Annotated in this window: 16 protein-coding genes; 8 read left to right on the forward strand and 8 right to left on the reverse strand. The window is 64.2% G+C overall.

Annotation, left to right across the window (positions count from 1 at the left end; all coding sequences use genetic code 11):
- Positions 1–28: 28 nt before the first annotated feature.
- The 7 genes from AO057_RS12145 to AO057_RS12175 form a co-directional block, all read right to left on the reverse strand.
- Complete coding sequence (locus AO057_RS12145) at positions 29–2,131, reverse strand: 3-hydroxyacyl-CoA dehydrogenase NAD-binding domain-containing protein (RefSeq protein ID WP_057676201.1); 2,103 nt, start codon at positions 2,129–2,131, stop codon at positions 29–31.
- A gap of 338 nt (positions 2,132–2,469) precedes the next feature.
- Positions 2,470–3,165: an ABC transporter ATP-binding protein gene (locus AO057_RS12150; RefSeq protein ID WP_057677277.1), complete on the reverse strand. Its 696-nt coding sequence runs from the start codon at positions 3,163–3,165 to the stop codon at positions 2,470–2,472.
- 10 nt (positions 3,166–3,175) lie between these two features.
- Positions 3,176–3,967: an ABC transporter ATP-binding protein gene (locus tag AO057_RS12155; RefSeq protein ID WP_082605541.1), complete on the reverse strand. Its 792-nt coding sequence runs from the start codon at positions 3,965–3,967 to the stop codon at positions 3,176–3,178.
- Entirely contained in the window at positions 3,964–5,256 is a 1,293-nt protein-coding gene (locus AO057_RS12160) for a branched-chain amino acid ABC transporter permease (protein ID WP_057676202.1), read from the reverse strand. The genes AO057_RS12155 and AO057_RS12160 overlap by 4 nt, the downstream gene beginning before the upstream one ends.
- 3 nt (positions 5,257–5,259) lie before the next feature.
- Complete coding sequence (locus tag AO057_RS12165) at positions 5,260–6,276, reverse strand: branched-chain amino acid ABC transporter permease (protein WP_057676203.1); 1,017 nt, start codon at positions 6,274–6,276, stop codon at positions 5,260–5,262.
- Positions 6,277–6,392: 116 nt separating this feature from the next.
- Complete coding sequence (locus AO057_RS12170) at positions 6,393–7,625, reverse strand: branched-chain amino acid ABC transporter substrate-binding protein (RefSeq protein ID WP_057676204.1); 1,233 nt, start codon at positions 7,623–7,625, stop codon at positions 6,393–6,395.
- Positions 7,626–7,753: 128 nt separating this feature from the next.
- The gene (locus AO057_RS12175) at positions 7,754–9,385 is read right to left on the reverse strand and encodes a 3-(methylthio)propionyl-CoA ligase (RefSeq protein ID WP_057676205.1); all 1,632 of its coding nucleotides are present in this window, start codon (positions 9,383–9,385) and stop codon (positions 7,754–7,756) included.
- A 123-nt stretch (positions 9,386–9,508) separates the two neighbouring features.
- Here AO057_RS12175 and AO057_RS12180 point away from each other — a divergent pair, with 123 nt between their 5' ends.
- The 8 genes from AO057_RS12180 (at position 9,509) to AO057_RS12215 (ending at position 17,065) form a co-directional block, all read left to right on the forward strand.
- Entirely contained in the window at positions 9,509–11,002 is a 1,494-nt protein-coding gene (locus AO057_RS12180) for a protein adenylyltransferase SelO (RefSeq protein WP_057676206.1), read from the forward strand.
- A 16-nt stretch (positions 11,003–11,018) separates the two neighbouring features.
- Positions 11,019–11,426 (forward strand): peptide-methionine (R)-S-oxide reductase MsrB, encoded by a 408-nt coding sequence (gene msrB, locus AO057_RS12185; RefSeq protein WP_057676207.1) that lies wholly within the window; start codon positions 11,019–11,021, stop codon positions 11,424–11,426.
- Positions 11,427–11,474: 48 nt separating this feature from the next.
- Positions 11,475–12,008 (forward strand): septation protein A, encoded by a 534-nt coding sequence (locus AO057_RS12190; protein WP_057676208.1) that lies wholly within the window; start codon positions 11,475–11,477, stop codon positions 12,006–12,008.
- Positions 12,009–12,111: 103 nt separating this feature from the next.
- Positions 12,112–12,351: a BolA family protein gene (locus AO057_RS12195; protein ID WP_205630069.1), complete on the forward strand. Its 240-nt coding sequence runs from the start codon at positions 12,112–12,114 to the stop codon at positions 12,349–12,351.
- Positions 12,352–12,410: 59 nt separating this feature from the next.
- Positions 12,411–13,196, forward strand: coding sequence for a foldase protein PrsA (locus tag AO057_RS12200; protein WP_057676209.1), 786 nt, complete (start codon positions 12,411–12,413; stop codon positions 13,194–13,196).
- Positions 13,197–13,354: 158 nt separating this feature from the next.
- Positions 13,355–14,191, forward strand: a complete 837-nt coding sequence (locus AO057_RS12205; RefSeq protein WP_057676210.1) for a metal-dependent hydrolase — start codon at positions 13,355–13,357, stop codon at positions 14,189–14,191.
- 68 nt (positions 14,192–14,259) lie between these two features.
- On the forward strand, positions 14,260–15,006 hold the full coding sequence (locus AO057_RS12210) for an ABC transporter substrate-binding protein (RefSeq protein WP_057677280.1): 747 nt from the start codon (positions 14,260–14,262) through the stop codon (positions 15,004–15,006).
- 64 nt (positions 15,007–15,070) lie between these two features.
- Positions 15,071–17,065 carry a peptidase U32 family protein gene (locus tag AO057_RS12215; protein ID WP_057676211.1) on the forward strand — a complete coding sequence of 665 codons (1,995 nt, stop codon included), beginning with the start codon at positions 15,071–15,073 and terminating at the stop codon, positions 17,063–17,065.
- 19 nt (positions 17,066–17,084) lie between these two features.
- Here AO057_RS12215 and AO057_RS12220 read toward each other — a convergent pair whose 3' ends face one another.
- The gene (locus tag AO057_RS12220; RefSeq protein WP_057676212.1) at positions 17,085–17,648 is read right to left on the reverse strand and encodes a hypothetical protein; all 564 of its coding nucleotides are present in this window, start codon (positions 17,646–17,648) and stop codon (positions 17,085–17,087) included.
- Positions 17,649–17,672: the final 24 nt, after the last annotated feature.

Raw genomic sequence — 17,672 nt, forward strand, 5'->3', positions numbered from 1 at the left:
GTCTTAATCTCCAGATCTAGGGCTCGGCTCAGCCGTTGAAGCTCTTGCCTTCGGCGACCAGCTTGGCCAAGAGGGGCGCGGGCTGCCAGAACTTGGCGTCGTCCAGTGGGTTCTGGGCGAAGCGTTGCATGCTCTGCGCCACGTTGAACAGGCCGATGGTGTCGGCATACTGCATGGGGCCACCACGGTGGATGGGAAAGCCGTAGCCAGTCAGATAGACCATGTCGATGTCGCTGGCGCGCGAGGCGATGCCCTCTTCCAGGATATGCGCGCCTTCGTTGACCAGGGCGTAGACCAGGCGCTGCACGATTTCCTCGTCAGAAATCTTGCGCGGGGTGATACCCATGTCCTTGCGGTGCTTCTCGATCATGTCCACCACCAGCGGGCTGGGGATGGCGTCGCGCTTGCCCGGTTTGTAGTCGTACCAGCCGGCGCCGGTCTTCTGGCCGTAACGACCCAGTTCGCAGAGCAGGTCGGCCGTCTTGCTGTACTTCATGTTCGGCTTCTCCACATACCGACGCTTGCGGATGGCCCAGCCAATGTCGTTGCCCGCCAGGTCGCCCATGCGGAAGGGGCCCATGGCGAAGCCGAATTTCTCGACCGCCTTGTCGACCTGCTCGGGCGTGGCGCCCTCCTCGATCAGGAAACCGGCCTGGCGGCTGTACTGCTCGATCATGCGGTTGCCGATGAAACCGTCGCAGACACCCGAGACCACCGCGGTCTTCTTGATGGTCTTGGCCACGGCCATCACGGTGGCCAGCACGTCCTTGGCCGTTTTCGCGCCGCGGATCACTTCCAGCAGCTTCATCACATTGGCCGGGCTGAAGAAATGCAGGCCCACCACGTCCTGCGGGCGCTTGGTGAAGGAGGCGATCTTGTTGACGTCCAGCGTGGAGGTGTTGGAAGCCAGGATAGCACCGGGTTTCATCACCTCGTCGAGCTTCTTGAACACGGCTTCCTTGACACCCATCTCCTCGAACACGGCCTCGATCACGAGGTCGGCGTCCTTCAGATCCGCGTAGTTCAGCGTGGTCGAGAGCAGGGCCATGCGCTGCTCGTACTTGTCCTGCTTGAGCTTGCCCTTGGTGACCTGGGCTTCATAGTTCTTGCGGATGGTGGCGAGGCCGCGGTCCAGGGCCTCCTGCTTCATCTCCAGCATCTTCACGGGGATGCCGGCATTCAGGAAGTTCATGGTGATGCCACCACCCATGGTGCCGGCGCCGATCACGGCGACAGCCTTGATCTCGCGCTTCGGGGTGTCTTCCGGCACGTCCGGGATCTTGGAGGCGGCGCGCTCGGCCGCGAAGATGTGGCGCAGTGCGCGGCACTCGGGCGTCCACATCAGGTTGATGAAGATCTCGCGCTCAAAGAGCAGGCCGTCGTCGAACTTCTTCTTGGTGGCGGCCTCGACGGCGTCGATGCATTTCAGCGGCGCCGGGAAATTCTTGCTCATGCCACCCACCATATTGCGGGCGAACTGGAAGTAGGCATCGCCCAGCGGGTGCTTGGCCGGCAGGTTGCGCACCAGCGGCAAGGGACGTACATCGGCCTTCTCGCGGGCCAACGCCATCGCCTCGTCCATCAGGGACTCGTTGGACTTGGCCAGCTTGTCGAACAGCTTCTGGCCCGGCACCATGAGCAGCATCTCGCTGGGCACGGGCTCGCCGCTGACGATCATGTTCAGCGCGGGCTCCACACCCAGCGCACGCGGCAGGCGCTGCGTGCCGCCGGCGCCGGGGATCAGCCCCAGTTTCACTTCAGGCAGCGCGACCTTGCAGCCCGGCGCGGCAATACGGTAATGGCAGCCCAGGGGCAATTCCAGACCGCCGCCCATGGCGATGGTGTGCATGGCGGCCACCACGGGCTTGGCCGAATTCTCGATCGCCAGGATGACGCTCAGCAGGTTCGGTTCCTGCAGGGCCTTGGGCGTGCCGAATTCCTTGATGTCGGCACCGCCCGAGAATGCCTTGCCGGCGCCCGTGATGACGATGGCCTTGACGGCGCCATCGGCGTTGGCCTTGGCCAGCGCCTCGGTGATGCCCTTGCGGGTTTCGTAGCCCAGGCCATTGACGGGCGGGTTGTTCAGCGTGATCACGGCGACGTCGCCATGCACCTTGTATTCAGCGCTCATGCTTGCGTTCCTCGGGTGGCTCAGAAAATAGAACGATCGTTCGATTTTTGATTGTAAAAGGTTTATGTTGCGATGCAACGAGGGTTTGTCACGGCTGGGACAAGCTCTCCACTGTGCCGGCGCACAGCCCTCCAAACTTGTGAAGAAATCGTAGCGAGCGGCCCGAGGGCAAGGCGGACGGAGCGCAGCCACCGGAACGTACTTCCTGTACGTGAGGATGGTGACAACGCAGTTGCGGCGTAGGCTAACTTTTGCACGGCAAAAGTTAAGCGCAGCGGCCGGAGCCAACACCGCCCAACGCGGCAATCGGGTCGCGCAGTAGATTTATTCACAAGTTTTCAGACTTCCAGCCACTCCTTGCGGGTATAGCTGTCGTTGCGCAGCGCTTCGGGGGTGCCCTCGAAGACGATGCTGCCGTGCCCCATGACCAGGGCGCGGTCGGAGATGGCCATGGCGATGGTCAGTTTCTGCTCGATCAGCAGCACCGAGATGCCGCGGTCCTTGAGCGTCTTCAGGTACTGGCCCACCAGTTCCACGATCTTGGGCGCCAGACCTTCGGTCGGCTCGTCGATGATGATGAGGTCCGGGTCGCCCATGAGGGTGCGGCACAGGGTCAGCATCTGCTGCTCGCCGCCCGAGAGCACGCCGGCCTCGGTGTGCTGGCGTTCCTTGAGGCGCGGGAACATGGCGTACATGTCGTCGAAACTCCAGCGGCTCTTGCGGCCCCGGCCCTTCTCGCCCAGCATCAGGTTCTGGTGCACGGTCAGGTCGGGGAATATCTCCCGGTTTTCCGGTACGTAGCCGACACCGAGGTGCGCAATCTCGAAGGCCTTCTTGCCCTGGATCTCCTCGCCCCGCCATTTCACGCTGCCCGCGCAGTCCACCAGGCCCATGACCGCCTTGGCCGTGGTCGAGCGGCCCGAGCCGTTGCGCCCCAGCAGGGCCACGATCTCGCCGGGCTGCACCTCGAAATGCACACCATGCAGCACATGGCTCTTGCCATAAAAGGCGTGCAGGCTCTCAACTTTGAGCAAAGCCGTCATATCAATGTCCCCCCGCCTGCGAATCGGCCACGGGCGAGCCCAGGTAGGCCTCCTGCACGCGCGCATTGGAGCGCACCGCTTCCGGTGTGTCGAAGGCCAGCAGCTCGCCATAGACCACCACGGCGATCTTGTCGGCCAGGCCGAACACCACGCCCATGTCGTGCTCCACCGTCAGCAGGGTCTTGCCCTCGGTGACCTCGCGGATCAGCTTGATGAATCGCGTAGTCTCGCTCTTGCTCATGCCGGCCGTGGGCTCGTCCAGCAGGATCACGCTGGCGCCGCCGGCGATGGTGACGCCGATCTCCAACGCGCGCTGTTCGGCATAAGTCAGGTTCACGGCCAGGATGTCGCGCTTCTTGTCCAGGCGGATCATCTCCAGCAGTTCCTCGGTGCGGTCGTTGGCGTCTTCCAGGTCGGCCAGGAACTTGAAGAAGGTGTAGCGGTAACCCAGGCTCCAGAGCACGGCACAACGCAGGTTCTCGAACACACTGAGCTTGGGGAAGATGTTGGTGATCTGGAAGCTGCGTGCCAGGCCCATGCGGTTGATCTCGTAGGGCTTCATGCCGTCGATGCGCTTGCCGTGCAGCAGGACCTCGCCGCTGGTGGGGCCGAAACGCCCGCTGATCAGGTTGAACAGCGTGGACTTGCCGGCACCGTTGGGGCCGATCACGGCCACACGTTCGCCGGCTTGCACCGCCAGATCGACACCACGGATGATTTCGGTCTTGCCAAAACTCTTGCGCAAATCCTTGAGCTCCAGTGCGGGCTGCTTCATGTGGTCTGCCCCGCTCATAGCGCTTCCCTCCGCTTGATTTCCTTCTCGATATCCTCCTGGACCTCGCCCCATTCATGCACATAGTGCCGGCGACAGAGCTCGAACAGGCCCAGCCCCGTCAGCATCACGAAGGCTCCGCCGAACCAGTGGTCCGGGCTGTGCGCATTGAGCGGGATGCCGATGAAACGCAGCTCCGGCCCCAGGGAAAGATTGAGCTGCAGGTGGTAGACCATCTCGATCAGCACCGCCGCCCCCACCAGCAGGACCAGGGCCGAGATGGCCAGGCCCAGGTAGCTGACCCAGAGCTTGCGCAGGAAACCGAAACTGGCCACGCGCAGGTTCATCATGAACAGGCTGGCGATGCCGCCTGGGGCGTACATCACCATGAACACGAAGATCAGGCCGAGGTACAGCAGCCAGGCCTTGGTGATCTCCGACAGCAGCACCGAGGCCAGCACCATCAGCACCCCGCCGATGATGGGACCGAAGAAGAAGGTGGCGCCGCCCAGGAAGGTGAACAGCAGGTAGGCGCCGGAGCGTATTCCGCTCACCACTTCGGCCGTGACGATCTCGAACAGGATAACACCCAGTCCCCCCGCGATGCCGGCAAAAAAGCCCGAGATGATGAAGGCCATGTAACGCACGCGCTGGGTGCTGTAGCCGATGAACTCCACCCGCTCCGGGTTGTCACGCACGGCATTGAGGATGCGGCCCAGAGGCGTGCGGGTGAAGGCGAACATGAGCGCCACGCAGACGAAGGTGTAGACCGCGATCAGGTAGTAGACCTGGGTCCCCGGCCCGAAGCTGATGCCGAAGACGGATGATCCCACGACCCGGTTGCCCGAGACGCCGGCCTCGCCGCCGAAGAACTCCGAGAACATCAGCGACATGGCGAACACCAGCTCGGCCAGGCCCAGCGTGATCATCGCAAAGGGTGTGCCGGACTTGCGTGTCGTCACATAACCAAAGAGCACCGCAAAACCCATACCGGCGAAGCCGCCAATGATGGGCAGCAGGCTCACGGGGATGGGCAGGGTTCCCTTGCTGACCATGTTCAGGGCATGGATGGCCATGTAGGAGCCCAGGCCCGAATAGACCGCGTGGCCGAAGCTCAGCATGCCGCCCTGCCCCAGCAGGATGTTGTAGGACAGGCAGGCGATGATGGCGATGCCCATCTGCGAGAGCATGGTCACCGACAGGCTGCTGGTGAACAGCTTGGGCACAAAGAGCAGCAGCAGGGCAAAGAAACCCCAGATGATCCAGCGGCCAACGTTGTAAGGCTTGAATTCGTAATATTGCTTGGCCATGACTTATTCGTCCCGTGTACCGAGCAGGCCCTTGGGCCGGAAGATCAGGATCAGGACCAGGAAGAGATAGGGCAGGATGGGAGCGACCTGCGAGAGTGTGAGCTTGAGCACCGAGTTGTTGCGTGTCGCCGCGCTGAGCTCCAGGCCCAGTTGTTGCGCCAGGGTGAGGAAGGAATAGTCGAAGGCCACGGCAAAGGTCTGGATCACGCCGATCAGCACCGAGGCCAGGAAGGCGCCGGAGAGTGAACCCAGCCCGCCCACCACCACCACCACGAAGATGACGGAGCCCACCGTGCCGGCCATGGCCGGTTCGGTCACGAAGGTGCTGCCGCCGATCACGCCGCCCAGGCCCGCCAGCGCGGCGCCGGCGCCGAACACCAGCATGAAAACGCGTGGCACGTTGTGCCCCAGGGATTCGACCATCTCGGGATGCGTCAGCGCAGCCTGGATGACCAGGCCGATGCGGGTGCGCGTGAGCATCAGCCACAGCGCCACCAGCATGAACAGCGCCACCAGCATCATGAAACCACGCGTGGCCGGGAATGGCGAGCAGGCAGCCGCCTCGCAAAGCTCGGCCGGCGCCACTCCCCAGACCAGGCTGATACCCTCGGATGCGTGATTGAGCAGCGTGAACATCGGGCCCTGCAGCAGCTCGGGCGGGCGGAATTCCACCGCCGTGCGGCCCCAGATCAGCTGCACCAGCTCGAGAATGATGTAAGACAGGCCGAAGGTGATCAGCAGTTCCGGCACGTGGCCGTACTTGTGGACCTTGCGCAGGGCCAGGCGCTCGAATACGGCGCCCAGCAGCCCCACCACCAGCGGGGCCATGATGAGCCCGGGCCAGAAACCGACCAGGCTGGCCACGCTGTAGCCGATGTAGGCACCGAGCATGTAGAAGCTGGCATGGGCGAAATTGAGCACGCCCATCATGCTGAAGATCAGCGTCAGCCCGGAGCTGAGCATGAACAGCAAGAGCCCATAGCTCAAGCCGTTGAGCATGGAGATGATGAAGAACTCCATCAGGGAACAACCTTCCGTGTCTGCATGGCAGACCTCATTACAAAGCTGTCAGACATGAAAAGGGCCCGACCTTTTCAGAGCAATCGGGCCCCTTGCCTGGCTGCAATCAGGAAAACTCAGGGACGCTTCATCTGGCAGCTGGTGGGCGTGCTGGAGACGTAGGACGGGAATTCCTTGACCAAGGCCAGGGTCATGCCGGTGTTTTCCGGGCTGTAGGGGAACTTCTTGTCCGTCTTCTGCCAGACCGTCAGGAACAGCGGCTGCTGCATCTGGTGGTCGGTCTTGCGCATTTCGACGTCACCGTTGTAGCTCTTGAACTTCAGGCCTTCCAGGGCTGCGGCCACCTTGACGGGGTCGGTGGACTTGGCCTTGGCCATGGCCTCACCCAGCGCCTTGTAGATGTGGATCACCGAGCCGGTGTAGAAGTCGTCCTTGAACTTGGCCTTGTATTCGGCCTGCCACTTGCCCATGTCACCACCCATGTTGTAGTGGTTGTAGGACACCTGAAAGACGCGGCCGGCGCTGGTCTGGCCCAGGGCGGTCGGTGTACCGCTCACGCCGGTGTAGTAGGTGTAGAACTTGCCGTTGTAGCCGCCTTCGTTGGCCGCCTTGACCAGCAGGGCCAGGTCGGAACCCCAGTTGCCCGTGATCACGGTGTCGGCACCCGAAGCCTTGATCTTGGCGATGTAGGGCGCGAAATCGCGCACCTGGGCCAGCGGATGCAGGTCTTCGCCGACGATCTTCACGTCGGGGCGCTTGAGCGCGATCAGCTCCTTGGCGAACTTGGCGACCTGGTGGCCGTGCGAGTAGTTCTGGTTCAGCAGGTAGACGCTCTTGATGTCCTTCTGGTCCTTCATGAAGGTCGTGATGGCTTCCATCTTCATGGAGGTATCGGCGTCGAAGCGGAAGTGCCAGTAGTTGCACTTGCTGTTGGTGAAGTCGGGGTCGACAGCCGAGTGGTTCAGGTAGATGATTTCCTTGCCGGGGTTGCGCTCGTTGTGCTTGGCCACGGCGTCGATCAGCGCGCCGGCCACCGAGGAGCCATTGCCCTGGGTGATGTAACGCACGCCCTGGTCGATGGCGGCCTTGAGCTGGTTCAGGCTTTCAGCCGGGCTGAGCTTGTTGTCGAGGGCGATGATTTCGAACTTCACGCCGGCGGGGTTGCCCGCGCCGCTGAACTTCTCGCCGAAGAACTGGAAGCTGCGGACCTGGTTGTTGCCAACCGGGGCCATCAGGCCGGACAGGGGATCGATCCAGGCGATCTTGACGGTCTCGCCCTTCTGGGCCAGGGCCGCACCGGCAAAAGCCAGCATGGCGGCGGCGGTCACAAGTTTCGTGGTGAACTTCATTTGAAATCTCCTCGTTGACAAAACCATTGCAGAGTAACCAAATTCAAAGTTTGCAGCGCTAGGGATTGCCCTAGAACTATCGCCTTTGCGACTCGACCTCTCCAGGCGGCCGCTCATTCAGCATGCCCTCAGGTGCCGGGCAGCCGGTAATCCTTGAGCGTCTCGCGCAGCCGTGCCTTGAGCATCTTGCCGGTGGCCCCCAGCGGGATGCTTTCCACGAAGATCACGTCGTCCGGGATCTGCCACTTGGCGGTCTTGCCCTCGTAGAACTTGAGCAGCTCCTCGCGCGTCACCTCGGCGCCGGCTTTTTTCACCACGACCACCACCGGACGCTCGTCCCACTTGGGGTGGCGCATGCCGATGCAGGCCGCCATGGCCACGGCCGGGTGGGCCACGGCGATGTTTTCCACCTCGATCGAGCTGATCCACTCGCCGCCGGACTTGATCACGTCCTTGCTGCGGTCGGTGATCTGCATATAACCATCGGGATCGATGGTGGCGACGTCGCCGGTGGGGAACCAGCCGTCCTGGACCAGCGGATTGCCGCCTTCGCCCTTGAAGTACTCGCGCAGGATCCAGGGCCCGCGCACCAGCAGGTCGCCGTAGGCCTTGCCGTCCCAGGGCAGCTCCTGGCCATCGCCCCCCACGATCTTCATGTCCATGCCATAGATGGCGCGCCCCTGCTTGAGGCGGATCTTCATCTGCTCGGACTCGGGCATGGTCAGGTGCTTGTTCTTGAGCGTGCACAGGGTGCCCAGGGGCGACATCTCGGTCATGCCCCAGGCATGCAGCACCTCCACGCCGTACTCTTCGCGGAAGGCCGTGATCATGGCCGGCGGGCAGGCCGAGCCGCCGATCACCGTGCGCTTGAGCGTGGAGAACTTCAGGCCGCCGGGTTTCATGTGGCCCAGCAGCATCTGCCAGATGGTGGGCACGCCCGCGGCATAGGTGACGCGCTCGGCCTCGATCAGCTCGTAGATTGATTTCCCGTCCAGCGCCGGGCCGGGGAACACCAGCTTGGCCCCGGTCAGCGCGGCCGAGTACGGGATGCCCCAGGCGTTGACGTGGAACATGGGCACCACCGGCAGCACCGAGTCGCGTGCGCTGAGGCACATCACGTCGGGCAGCGCGGCCGCATAGGCATGCAGGATGGTGGAGCGGTGGCTGTACAGCGCGGCCTTGGGGTTGCCCGTGGTGCCGCTGGTGTAGCACATGCTGGAGGCCGAGTTCTCGTCGAACTCGGGCCAGCGGTACTTCTCTGACTGGGCGCCGATCCAGGCCTCGTAGCTTTGCAGGCCGGGAATGCCGCTGTTCTTGGGCAATTTGTCGGCATCACAAAGAGCGATCCAGTGCTTCACCGTGGTGCACTTGGCGTGCACGGCCTGGATGATGGGCAGGAAGGACAGGTCGAAGCACAGCACCTGGTCTTCGGCGTGGTTTGCGATCCAGGCGATCTGCTCGGGGTGCAGGCGCGGATTCAGGGTGTGCAGCACACGGCCCGAACCGCTCACGCCGAAATAGAGTTCCAGATGGCGGTAACCGTTCCAGGCCAGCGTGGCCACGCGGTCGCTGAACTGCAGCTTCAGCGCGTCCAGCGCATTGGCCACCCGGCGCGCGCGCACGGCCACGTCACGCCAGTGGTAACGATGGATGTCGCCTTCGACCCGCCGAGAAACGATCTCGCCATCGCCATGGTGACGTTCGGCAAAGTCGATCAGGGAAGAAATCAGCAGCGGCTGGTTTTGCATCAATCCGAGCATGGACAGGTCTCCTTTTGCGTTCTGTGCTCTCTCTTTACCAGTATGGCGCAAGCAAATGGCCTGTCCACTGAGGGTAAGTCCCTGATCGGGACCGGAGATCGTCCACTGCGTGACAATCAGTCCATGTCTGTTGCCACCGAAGTTTCCCTGGACGGAAAAACCGCCGTCGATACCGGCCTGGGCTGGGTCAACCGCTACGCCGCCCTCGGCCCGGCCTTCCACACCGCCCTGCCCCCGCAACCCCTGCCAGCGCCCTACTGGGTCGGCCAGAGTCGCGCCGTGGGCCGGGCCCTCGGCCTGCCCGAAGACTGGACCCACTCGCAGGATTTGCTGCAGGCGTTCAGCGGCAACCGCCCGCTGGCGGGCAGCCAAAGCGTCGCCACGGTCTACAGCGGCCACCAGTTCGGCGTCTGGGCCGGCCAACTCGGCGACGGGCGCGCCCTGCTGCTGGGTGAAACCGAGAGCGGCCTGGAGCTCCAGCTCAAGGGCGCCGGGCGCACGCCCTACTCGCGCATGGGCGACGGCCGTGCCGTGCTGCGATCGAGCATCCGGGAATTTTTGTGCAGCGAGGCCATGCACGGCCTGGGCATCCCCACCACGCGCGCGCTGTGTGTCACCGGCTCGGACGCGCCGATACGGCGCGAAGAAATCGAGACCGCCGCCGTGGTCACGCGCGTGGCGCCCAGTTTCATCCGCTTCGGCCATTTCGAGCATTTCGCGGCCAACGACCAGCCCGAAGAGCTGCGTCGCCTGGCCGATTTCGTCATCGACCACTACTACCCGGCCTGCCGCGGCACGGATAAGTTTGCCGGCAACGCCTACGCCGCCCTGCTCGAAGCCGTCAGCGAGCGCACCGCCGCGCTGCTGGCGCAGTGGCAGGCCGTGGGTTTCTGCCACGGCGTCATGAACACCGACAACATGAGCATCCTGGGCCTGACCCTGGACTACGGCCCCTTCCAGTTCCTGGACGGCTACAACCCGGCCCACATCTGCAACCACTCCGACACCCAGGGCCGCTACGCCTATGGCCGCCAGCCCAACATCGCCTACTGGAACCTCTTCTGCCTGGGGCAGGCCCTGCTGCCGCTGATCGGCGAGCAGGAGCTGGCACTGGCCGCGCTGGAGTCCTACAAGACCGTGTTCCCGGCCGAACTGGAGCAGCGCCTGCGCGCCAAGCTGGGCCTGCAGGCGTCGCGGCCCGAGGACCGGGCGCTGGTCGAAGGCATCCTCAAGCTGCTGGCCCAGGAACGCGTGGACCACACCATCTTCTGGCGTCGGCTGAGCCACTACGCCGGCGATGCACAGGCTGCGCCGGTGCGCGACCTGTTCCTGGACCGCACGGCCCTGGACGACTGGCTCAAACAATACGACGCACGCCTGGCGCTGGAAGACGGCGCACGGGCTGCGGCCACCATGCTGGGCACCAACCCCAAGTTCATCCTGCGCAATCACCTGGGCGAGCTGGTCATCCGCCAGGCGCGAGAAAAGGATTTTTCCGGCGTTGCGCGTCTGCTCGCCCTGCTGGAAAATCCCTATGCCGAGCATCCCGGCCATGAGGCCGAGGCCGGTTTTCCCCCCGAATGGGCCACCTCGATCGAAATCAGCTGTTCCTCATGAGCGACGGCAACAAACCATGAGCTATTCCATCCAGAAAACTGCCGAAGAGTGGAAGGCCCTGCTGGCCGAAAAACATGCCGAGCCCGGCGCCTACCAGGTCACGCGCCACGCGGCCACCGAGCGCCCGTACACGGGGCGCTACGAGAACTTCTGGCAAGCCGGGCACTATGACTGCGTCTGCTGCGGCGCGCGCCTGTTCGAGGCCGAGACCAAGTTCGACGCCGGTTGCGGCTGGCCCAGCTTTTCCGCGCCGGCCGACCCCCACGCCATCGAGGAGCGGCGCGACGTCAGCCACGGCATGGTCCGCGTGGAAACCGTGTGCGCCCAGTGCGGCGCCCACCTGGGCCACGTCTTCGAGGACGGCCCCACGCCCACCGGGCTGCGTTACTGCATGAACTCGGCCTCGCTGGAACACAAGCCCTGAGCGGTCTTGCCCTGCCCCGATAATCCGGGCTGACTTGTCCCTACCCCCATGAAAATACTGATCGACTTCTTCCCCATCCTGCTGTTCTTCGGCGCCTACAAGTTCTACGACATCTACGTCGCCACCGCGGTGCTGATGGCCGCCACCGTGTTGCAGACCGGCCTGATGTACGCCATCGACCGCAAGCTGCAGACCATGCAGAAGATCACCCTGGCGCTGATCCTGGTCTTCGGCACGCTGACCCTGGCCCTGCACGACGACCGCTTCATCAAGTGGAAGCCCACCGTGCTCTACGCGGCCATGGCCATCGCCCTGGCCGTGGCCCTGTGGTTCATGAAAAAGAACTACCTCAAGCTGCTGCTGGGCAGCCAGCTGGAGCTGCCCGACGCCGTGTGGATGCGCCTGAACGTGGCCTGGATTGTCTATTGCGCCTTCATGGCCGCGCTCAACGGCTATGTGGCGGCCTTCTACAGCACCGAGGCCTGGGTCAACTTCAAGCTCTGGGGCTATGCCTTCCCCCTGATCTTCATCGTCGGCCAGGGCCTGTACATCGCCCGCTACCTGAAGACCGACCAGGCCTGAGCACCATGAGCGCTGCGCAGAACCGCTTCAAGCAAGCTCGCACCGCAGTGCGCAGCACGGAGGTACACCAGTGACACAGGACCTGTCCGGACTGGCCGGCCGCATGGCCGAACGCCTGCAGCAAAGGCTGCAGCCCAGCGTGCTCGACGTCATCGACGAAAGCGCGGCGCACGCTGGCCACGCCGGCTCCAACGGCACGGCCTACGGCACCCATTTCCGGGTGCGCATCGCTTCACCCTTTTTTACAGAACTGTCACGCGTGGCGCGGCATCGCCTTGTGTATGATGCGCTGCAAGATTTCATCGCCCAAGGCGTGCATGCGATCGCCATCGAAACGCTCTGAACGTACTCGGGCCTGTTTTCCCTCCCCCTGACATCTCCGTCGATTTCCTAGGATTCATGATGAACAAGCTGATACTCCCGGCCCTGGCCCTGGCCACGCTGATGGGCGCCCTGGCTGCTCCGGCCCAGGCGCAAAACCTGGCCATCGTCAATGGCAAGCCCGTCCCGCTGGCACGCGTCGATGCGCTGGCCCAGCAGTTCGCCCGCTCGGGCCGCCAGATCACGCCCGAGATGATGGACGAGCTCAAGAAGGCCGTGGTCGACCGCGAACTGCTGGTGCAGGAAGCACAGAAGCAGGGTCTGGACGGCAGCGCCGAATTCAAGGCGCAGATGGAGTTCACGCGCGACTCCCTGCTGATCCGTGACCTGGTGACCACCTTCCAGAAGAACAACCCGATCACCGATGCCGAGATCCAGGCCGAGTACGACAAGTTCGTCGCCGCCAATGCAGGCAAGGAATACCGTGCTCGCCACATCCTGGTCGAGAAGGAGGCCGAAGCCAAGGCCATCATCGCCCAGCTCAAGAAGGGCGCCAAGTTCGACGCCATCGCCAAGAAGCAGTCCAAGGACCCGGGCTCCGGTGCCAACGGCGGCGACCTGGACTGGGCCGCGGCCGGCAACTATGTCAAGGAGTTCTCCGACGCCATGGTCGCGCTGGCCAAGGGCAAGTTCACCGAGACCCCGGTCAAGACCCAGTTCGGCTACCACGTGATCCGCCTGGACGACGTACGCGAAGCCCAGTTGCCCAAGATCGAGGACATCAAGCCGCAGATCGCCCAGCAACTGGGACAGCAGAAGCTGGTGAAGTTCCAGGACGAGCTCAAGGCCAAGGCCAAGATCGAATAAACCCTGATGGCATCCCGGAAAAACGCGGCTACGGCCGCGTTTTTTCATGGCCCGGATGACACTCGCGGGGTTTGCTCGCTTGACGCCGGCTTGAGGCCTGTATTCAATCGGTGCAGCAAGTCCCCCTTCCCTCACGACCACAAACCTGGAGACTCCTCATGCCAACCCTGCTTCGCAAATTGTTAAAAGCCGCCCTCGCCACCAGCGTGCTGCTGGGCGCCTTGAGCGCCAGTGCACAACAAAGCGGCAAGACCGAGGTACTGTGGCTGGGCCAGGCCAGCGTGCGCATCACCACACCCGGCGGCAAGGTCATCGTGGTCGACCCCTGGCTGCGCACCAACCCCAAGACACCCGCCAACTTCAAGAACCTGGAAGCCCTGGGCAAGGTCGACCTGGTGCTGGTCACGCACGGCCACTTCGACCACGTGGCCGATGCTCCGGACCTGGCCAAGATGCACAAGATCCCGATGTACGGCCCGGCCGGCCTGAACCAGACTCTGAGCACCCTGGGCGTGCTGCCAGCAGAACTGTCCCCGCGCTTCGGCAAGGGCGGAACCATCATGCCCTTCGGCCCCAACGGCGTGAAGATCACCGCCACGCACGCCGAGCACTCCTCCGAGTTCGCCTGGAAGAACCCGGCCACCACCAAGGACGAAGTGCACGTGGGCGGCGAGCCGGTGGGTTTCATCATCGAGATGGAAAACGGCTTCAAGATCTACCACATGGGCGATACCGGCCTGTTCGGTGACATGAAGTTCATCGGCGAGTACTACAAGCCCGACCTGCTGCTGATCCCCATCGGCGGCCACTTCGTCATGAGCCCGGCTGACGCCGCCTATGCAGTGAAGAACTACCTCAAGCCCAAGTACGCCCTGCCCATCCACTACGGGACCATTCCGCAGCTCAAGGGCACCACGGCCGAGTTTTCTGCCGCACTGGGCAACGAGGCCAACAAGATGCTGGTGGTCAATCCCGGTGAGAAGGTGGACTTCTGATGCCCCCTCTGTTCCCGACCCTGCGCCGCGGCCTGGCCCTGGCGCTTTTTCTCACTTCATCCGTGTTCATGAGCGCCTGTTCCACCATTCCGCCGGCCGCCCGCGAGGCGCTGGCCCCCCAGGGCACCCTGCGTGCCGCCATCAACTTCGGCAACCCCATCCTGGCCGGCAAGGACGCCGCCGGCCAGCCCATCGGGGTCTCCGTCGACCTGGCGCGTGAACTGGCCCGGCGCCTGGACGTGAAGCTGGAACTGGTCACCTTCACCTCCGCCGGTGCGGTCGTGGAGGCGCTCAAGGCCAACAAGGTGGACATCGCCTTCGTGGCCATCGATCCCCTGCGGGGCCAGGACGTGCTGTACAGCGCGGCCTACGTGGTCATCGAAGGCGCCTACCTGGTGCGCCAGGGCTCCCCGATCCGGCGCAACGAGGAGGTGGACCGCCCTGGTATCCGCGTGGCCGTCGGCAAAGGCAGCGCCTATGACCTGTACCTGACCCGCGAGATCAAGCAGGCCACCCTGGAGCGCGCGCCGACCTCCCCGGCCGTCGTCGACTTCTTCCTCGCACAGAACCTCGAGGTCGCCGCCGGCGTCAAGCAGCAGCTTGAGGCCGACGCCAGGCGTGTGCCCGGCCTGCGCCTGCTGGACGGCCGCTTCATGGTCATCAACCAGGCCATGGGCACGCCGCGCGTGCGCGGCGAGGCCGGTGTGGCCTATCTGCGCGGCTTCGTCGAGGAGATGAAGTCCAGCGGCTTCGTGGCCCAGGCCCTGCAGCGCTACAAGATCGAAGGCGCGGCCGTCGCCCCGGCGGCACCCTGAACCCCCGCAGGGGGCCCGTCCCCCTGCCTTCTAAAAAAGGGCTCGTGCTGGGATAATCAGGGGCATGTCCCTGCCCGAACACCAGCTCGAACTCCTGTCCCCGGCCCGCACCGCCGACATCGGCATCGAGGCCATCAACCATGGCGCCGATGCCATCTACATCGGCGGTCCGTCCTTCGGCGCGCGCAGTTCGGCCGACAACTCCGTGCAGGACATCGCCCGCCTGGTGCAGCATGCGCACCGCTACAACAGCCGCATTTTCGTCACGCTCAACACCATCCTGCGCGACGACGAGCTCGAGCCCGCCCGCAAGCTCACCCGTCAGCTTTATGACGCCGGCGTCGACGCGCTCATCATCCAGGACATGGGCCTGCTGGAGATCGACCTGCCGCCCATCCAGTTGCACGCCAGCACCCAGACCGACATCCGCACCCCTGAAAAAGCCCGCTTCCTGCAAGACGCCGGCCTGTCCCAGATCGTGCTGGCACGCGAGCTGACGCTGCAGCAGATCCAGGCCATCCGTGCCCAGATCGACCCGACACGCTGCACGCTGGAGTTTTTCGTGCACGGCGCGCTGTGCGTGGCCTACAGCGGCCAGTGCTACATCAGCCACGCCCACACCGGGCGCAGCGCCAACCGCGGCGACTGCTCGCAGGCCTGCCGCCTGCCCTACCAGGTGCAGGACAGCCAGGGCCGTTTTGTGGCCCACGACAAGCACGTGCTCTCGATGAAGGACAACAACCAGAGCGCCAACCTGGCCGCCCTGGTGGATGCCGGCATCCGCAGCTTCAAGATCGAGGGGCGCTACAAGGACCTGGCCTACGTCAAGAACATCACGGCGCACTACCGCAAGCTCTTCGATGAACTGCTGGAGCAGCGCCCCGAACTGGCCCGCGCCTCCAGCGGCAAGACCACCTTCAGCTTCACGCCCGACCCGGACCAGAACTTCAACCGCGAATTCACCGACTACTTCGTGCAAGGTCGCAAGGAGGACATCGGCGCCTTCGACACGCCCAAGAACCCGGGCCGCCACCTGGGCTACGTCAGCAAGGTCGGTCCCGACTTCGTCGAGCTCACCGTTTCCGAACCCGGCACCGTGCTGCACAACGGTGACGGCCTGTGCTACTACGACCTGCAGAAGGAACTGGTGGGTCTGGCCATCAACCGGGCCGAGCCGGCCGGTCCCATGAGCGTGGACCAGTGGCGCGTGTACCCCAAGGACCCGATGGCCGGCTTCAAGGACCTGCGCAAGGGGACGGAGCTGAACCGCAACCGCGACATGAACTGGGTGCGGCTGATGGAGAAGAAGTCCAGCGAGCGCCGCATCGGTGTCTGGGCCAAGCTGCAGGAAACCGCCACGGGCTTTGACCTGGAGCTGATGGACGAGGACGGCCATACGGGCCACGCCAGCGTGGCCGCCGTCCAGGAGCCGGCCAGGAACGCCGCGCAGGCCGAGGCCACGCTACGCGAACAGCTGGGGCGCTTTGGCGCCACGATCTTCGAGCCGATCGCCATCTCGCTGGACCTGGCCCAAGCCTGGTTCATCCCCGCCTCCACGCTCAACGCCCTGCGCCGCGACGCGGTGGCCGCGCTGGAGACCGCCCGCGCCGCCGCCTACGTGCGCCCGCCGCGTGCCAGGCCCGTGGAGCCGCCGGCGCCCTATCCGGAAGACACGCTCACCTACCTGGCCAATGTGTTCAACGAGAAGGCGCGCGACTTCTATGCGAAACACGGCGTGAAGGTCATCGCCGCCGCCTACGAGAGCCATGAAGAAGAAGGCGAAGTCAGCCTGATGATCACCAAGCACTGCGTGCGCTTCTCGCTCAGCCTGTGCCCCAAGCAGGCCAAGGGCGTGACCGGCGTGCAGGGCACGGTGCGCGCCGAGCCGCTGACCCTGGTCAACGGCAAGGAAAAGCTCACGCTGCGCTTCGACTGCAAGCCCTGCGAGATGCACGTGGTGGGCAGGATGAAAAAATCGGTACTGAACCAGGCCGCACGCGAGGCCGAGGTCGTGCCCCTGAAGTTCTACCGCACGCGTCCGGCGATGGCGATGGACTGAGGCCGTCCGGCCGTAGGCCTCAGAGCTCGCGCTGCGTTCCGGTGCCGTCGAGCGGCGCCATGTCGGTCTGGTATTCCCAGTCGCCGACGTGCAGCACGGGCGATTCGTTGCCCTGGCGGATGGCCTCCATCAGCGCCTGTTTTTCCTCTTCCGACACCAGTTGGTAGTACCGATGTGCCGGTCCGGCTACGGCCACAGCGGTCGACCGGGAGGGCGCCAAGGCGTCACCGGTACGCCAGTAGATGGCCTCAAGCAGCAAGCCGAAGCGTTCGTAGGCACACTTGCGGATCCAGCTTTCGGTCTCGGGATCATCCCAGGCGCGGCCTGCACGTCGGGGCTGGAAATGCCGGCCCACATCGATCATGGCAACGAAGCGGTGATGGCGCGCATCCAGCGGCATGGTGCGCAGACGGTACATCCCGCTCGCCACTTCCAGGGCCAGCAGGCTCTCCCGGATCACCCGGTCCAGCAGTTCACGCCGGAAAGCCTTGCGCTCCTCCAGATCCATGCGGTGCGGCAGCATGGAATGGTGGCTGATGGTTTCCGGGCTGGCGCCCGGGGTCTTGCGGAAGAAGGAAAACATGGTCCGCGCCATTCTGCAGCGCCA

This window comes from Curvibacter sp. PAE-UM (genome assembly GCF_001432305.1).
Taxonomy (GTDB): Bacteria; Pseudomonadota; Gammaproteobacteria; order Burkholderiales; family Burkholderiaceae_C; genus Hylemonella.

What these genes read in the sequence shown, in the direction of transcription:
- AO057_RS12180 (WP_057676206.1), top strand. Translation starts at nt 9,509, where the DNA reads ATGTCTGTTGCCACCGAAGTTTCCCTGGACGGAAAAACCGCCGTCGAT.
- AO057_RS12210 (WP_057677280.1), top strand. Translation starts at nt 14,260, where the DNA reads ATGAGCGCCTGTTCCACCATTCCGCCGGCCGCCCGCGAGGCGCTGGCC.
- AO057_RS12165 (WP_057676203.1), bottom strand. Translation starts at nt 6,276, where the DNA reads ATGGAGTTCTTCATCATCTCCATGCTCAACGGCTTGAGCTATGGGCTC.
- AO057_RS12195 (WP_205630069.1), top strand. Translation starts at nt 12,112, where the DNA reads ATGGCCGAACGCCTGCAGCAAAGGCTGCAGCCCAGCGTGCTCGACGTC.
- AO057_RS12190 (WP_057676208.1), top strand. Translation starts at nt 11,475, where the DNA reads ATGAAAATACTGATCGACTTCTTCCCCATCCTGCTGTTCTTCGGCGCC.
- AO057_RS12155 (WP_082605541.1), bottom strand. Translation starts at nt 3,967, where the DNA reads ATGAGCGGGGCAGACCACATGAAGCAGCCCGCACTGGAGCTCAAGGAT.
- AO057_RS12205 (WP_057676210.1), top strand. Translation starts at nt 13,355, where the DNA reads ATGCCAACCCTGCTTCGCAAATTGTTAAAAGCCGCCCTCGCCACCAGC.
- msrB (WP_057676207.1), top strand. Translation starts at nt 11,019, where the DNA reads ATGAGCTATTCCATCCAGAAAACTGCCGAAGAGTGGAAGGCCCTGCTG.
- AO057_RS12215 (WP_057676211.1), top strand. Translation starts at nt 15,071, where the DNA reads ATGTCCCTGCCCGAACACCAGCTCGAACTCCTGTCCCCGGCCCGCACC.
- AO057_RS12175 (WP_057676205.1), bottom strand. Translation starts at nt 9,385, where the DNA reads ATGCTCGGATTGATGCAAAACCAGCCGCTGCTGATTTCTTCCCTGATC.
- AO057_RS12200 (WP_057676209.1), top strand. Translation starts at nt 12,411, where the DNA reads ATGAACAAGCTGATACTCCCGGCCCTGGCCCTGGCCACGCTGATGGGC.
- AO057_RS12220 (WP_057676212.1), bottom strand. Translation starts at nt 17,648, where the DNA reads ATGTTTTCCTTCTTCCGCAAGACCCCGGGCGCCAGCCCGGAAACCATC.
- AO057_RS12160 (WP_057676202.1), bottom strand. Translation starts at nt 5,256, where the DNA reads ATGGCCAAGCAATATTACGAATTCAAGCCTTACAACGTTGGCCGCTGG.
- AO057_RS12145 (WP_057676201.1), bottom strand. Translation starts at nt 2,131, where the DNA reads ATGAGCGCTGAATACAAGGTGCATGGCGACGTCGCCGTGATCACGCTG.
- AO057_RS12170 (WP_057676204.1), bottom strand. Translation starts at nt 7,625, where the DNA reads ATGAAGTTCACCACGAAACTTGTGACCGCCGCCGCCATGCTGGCTTTT.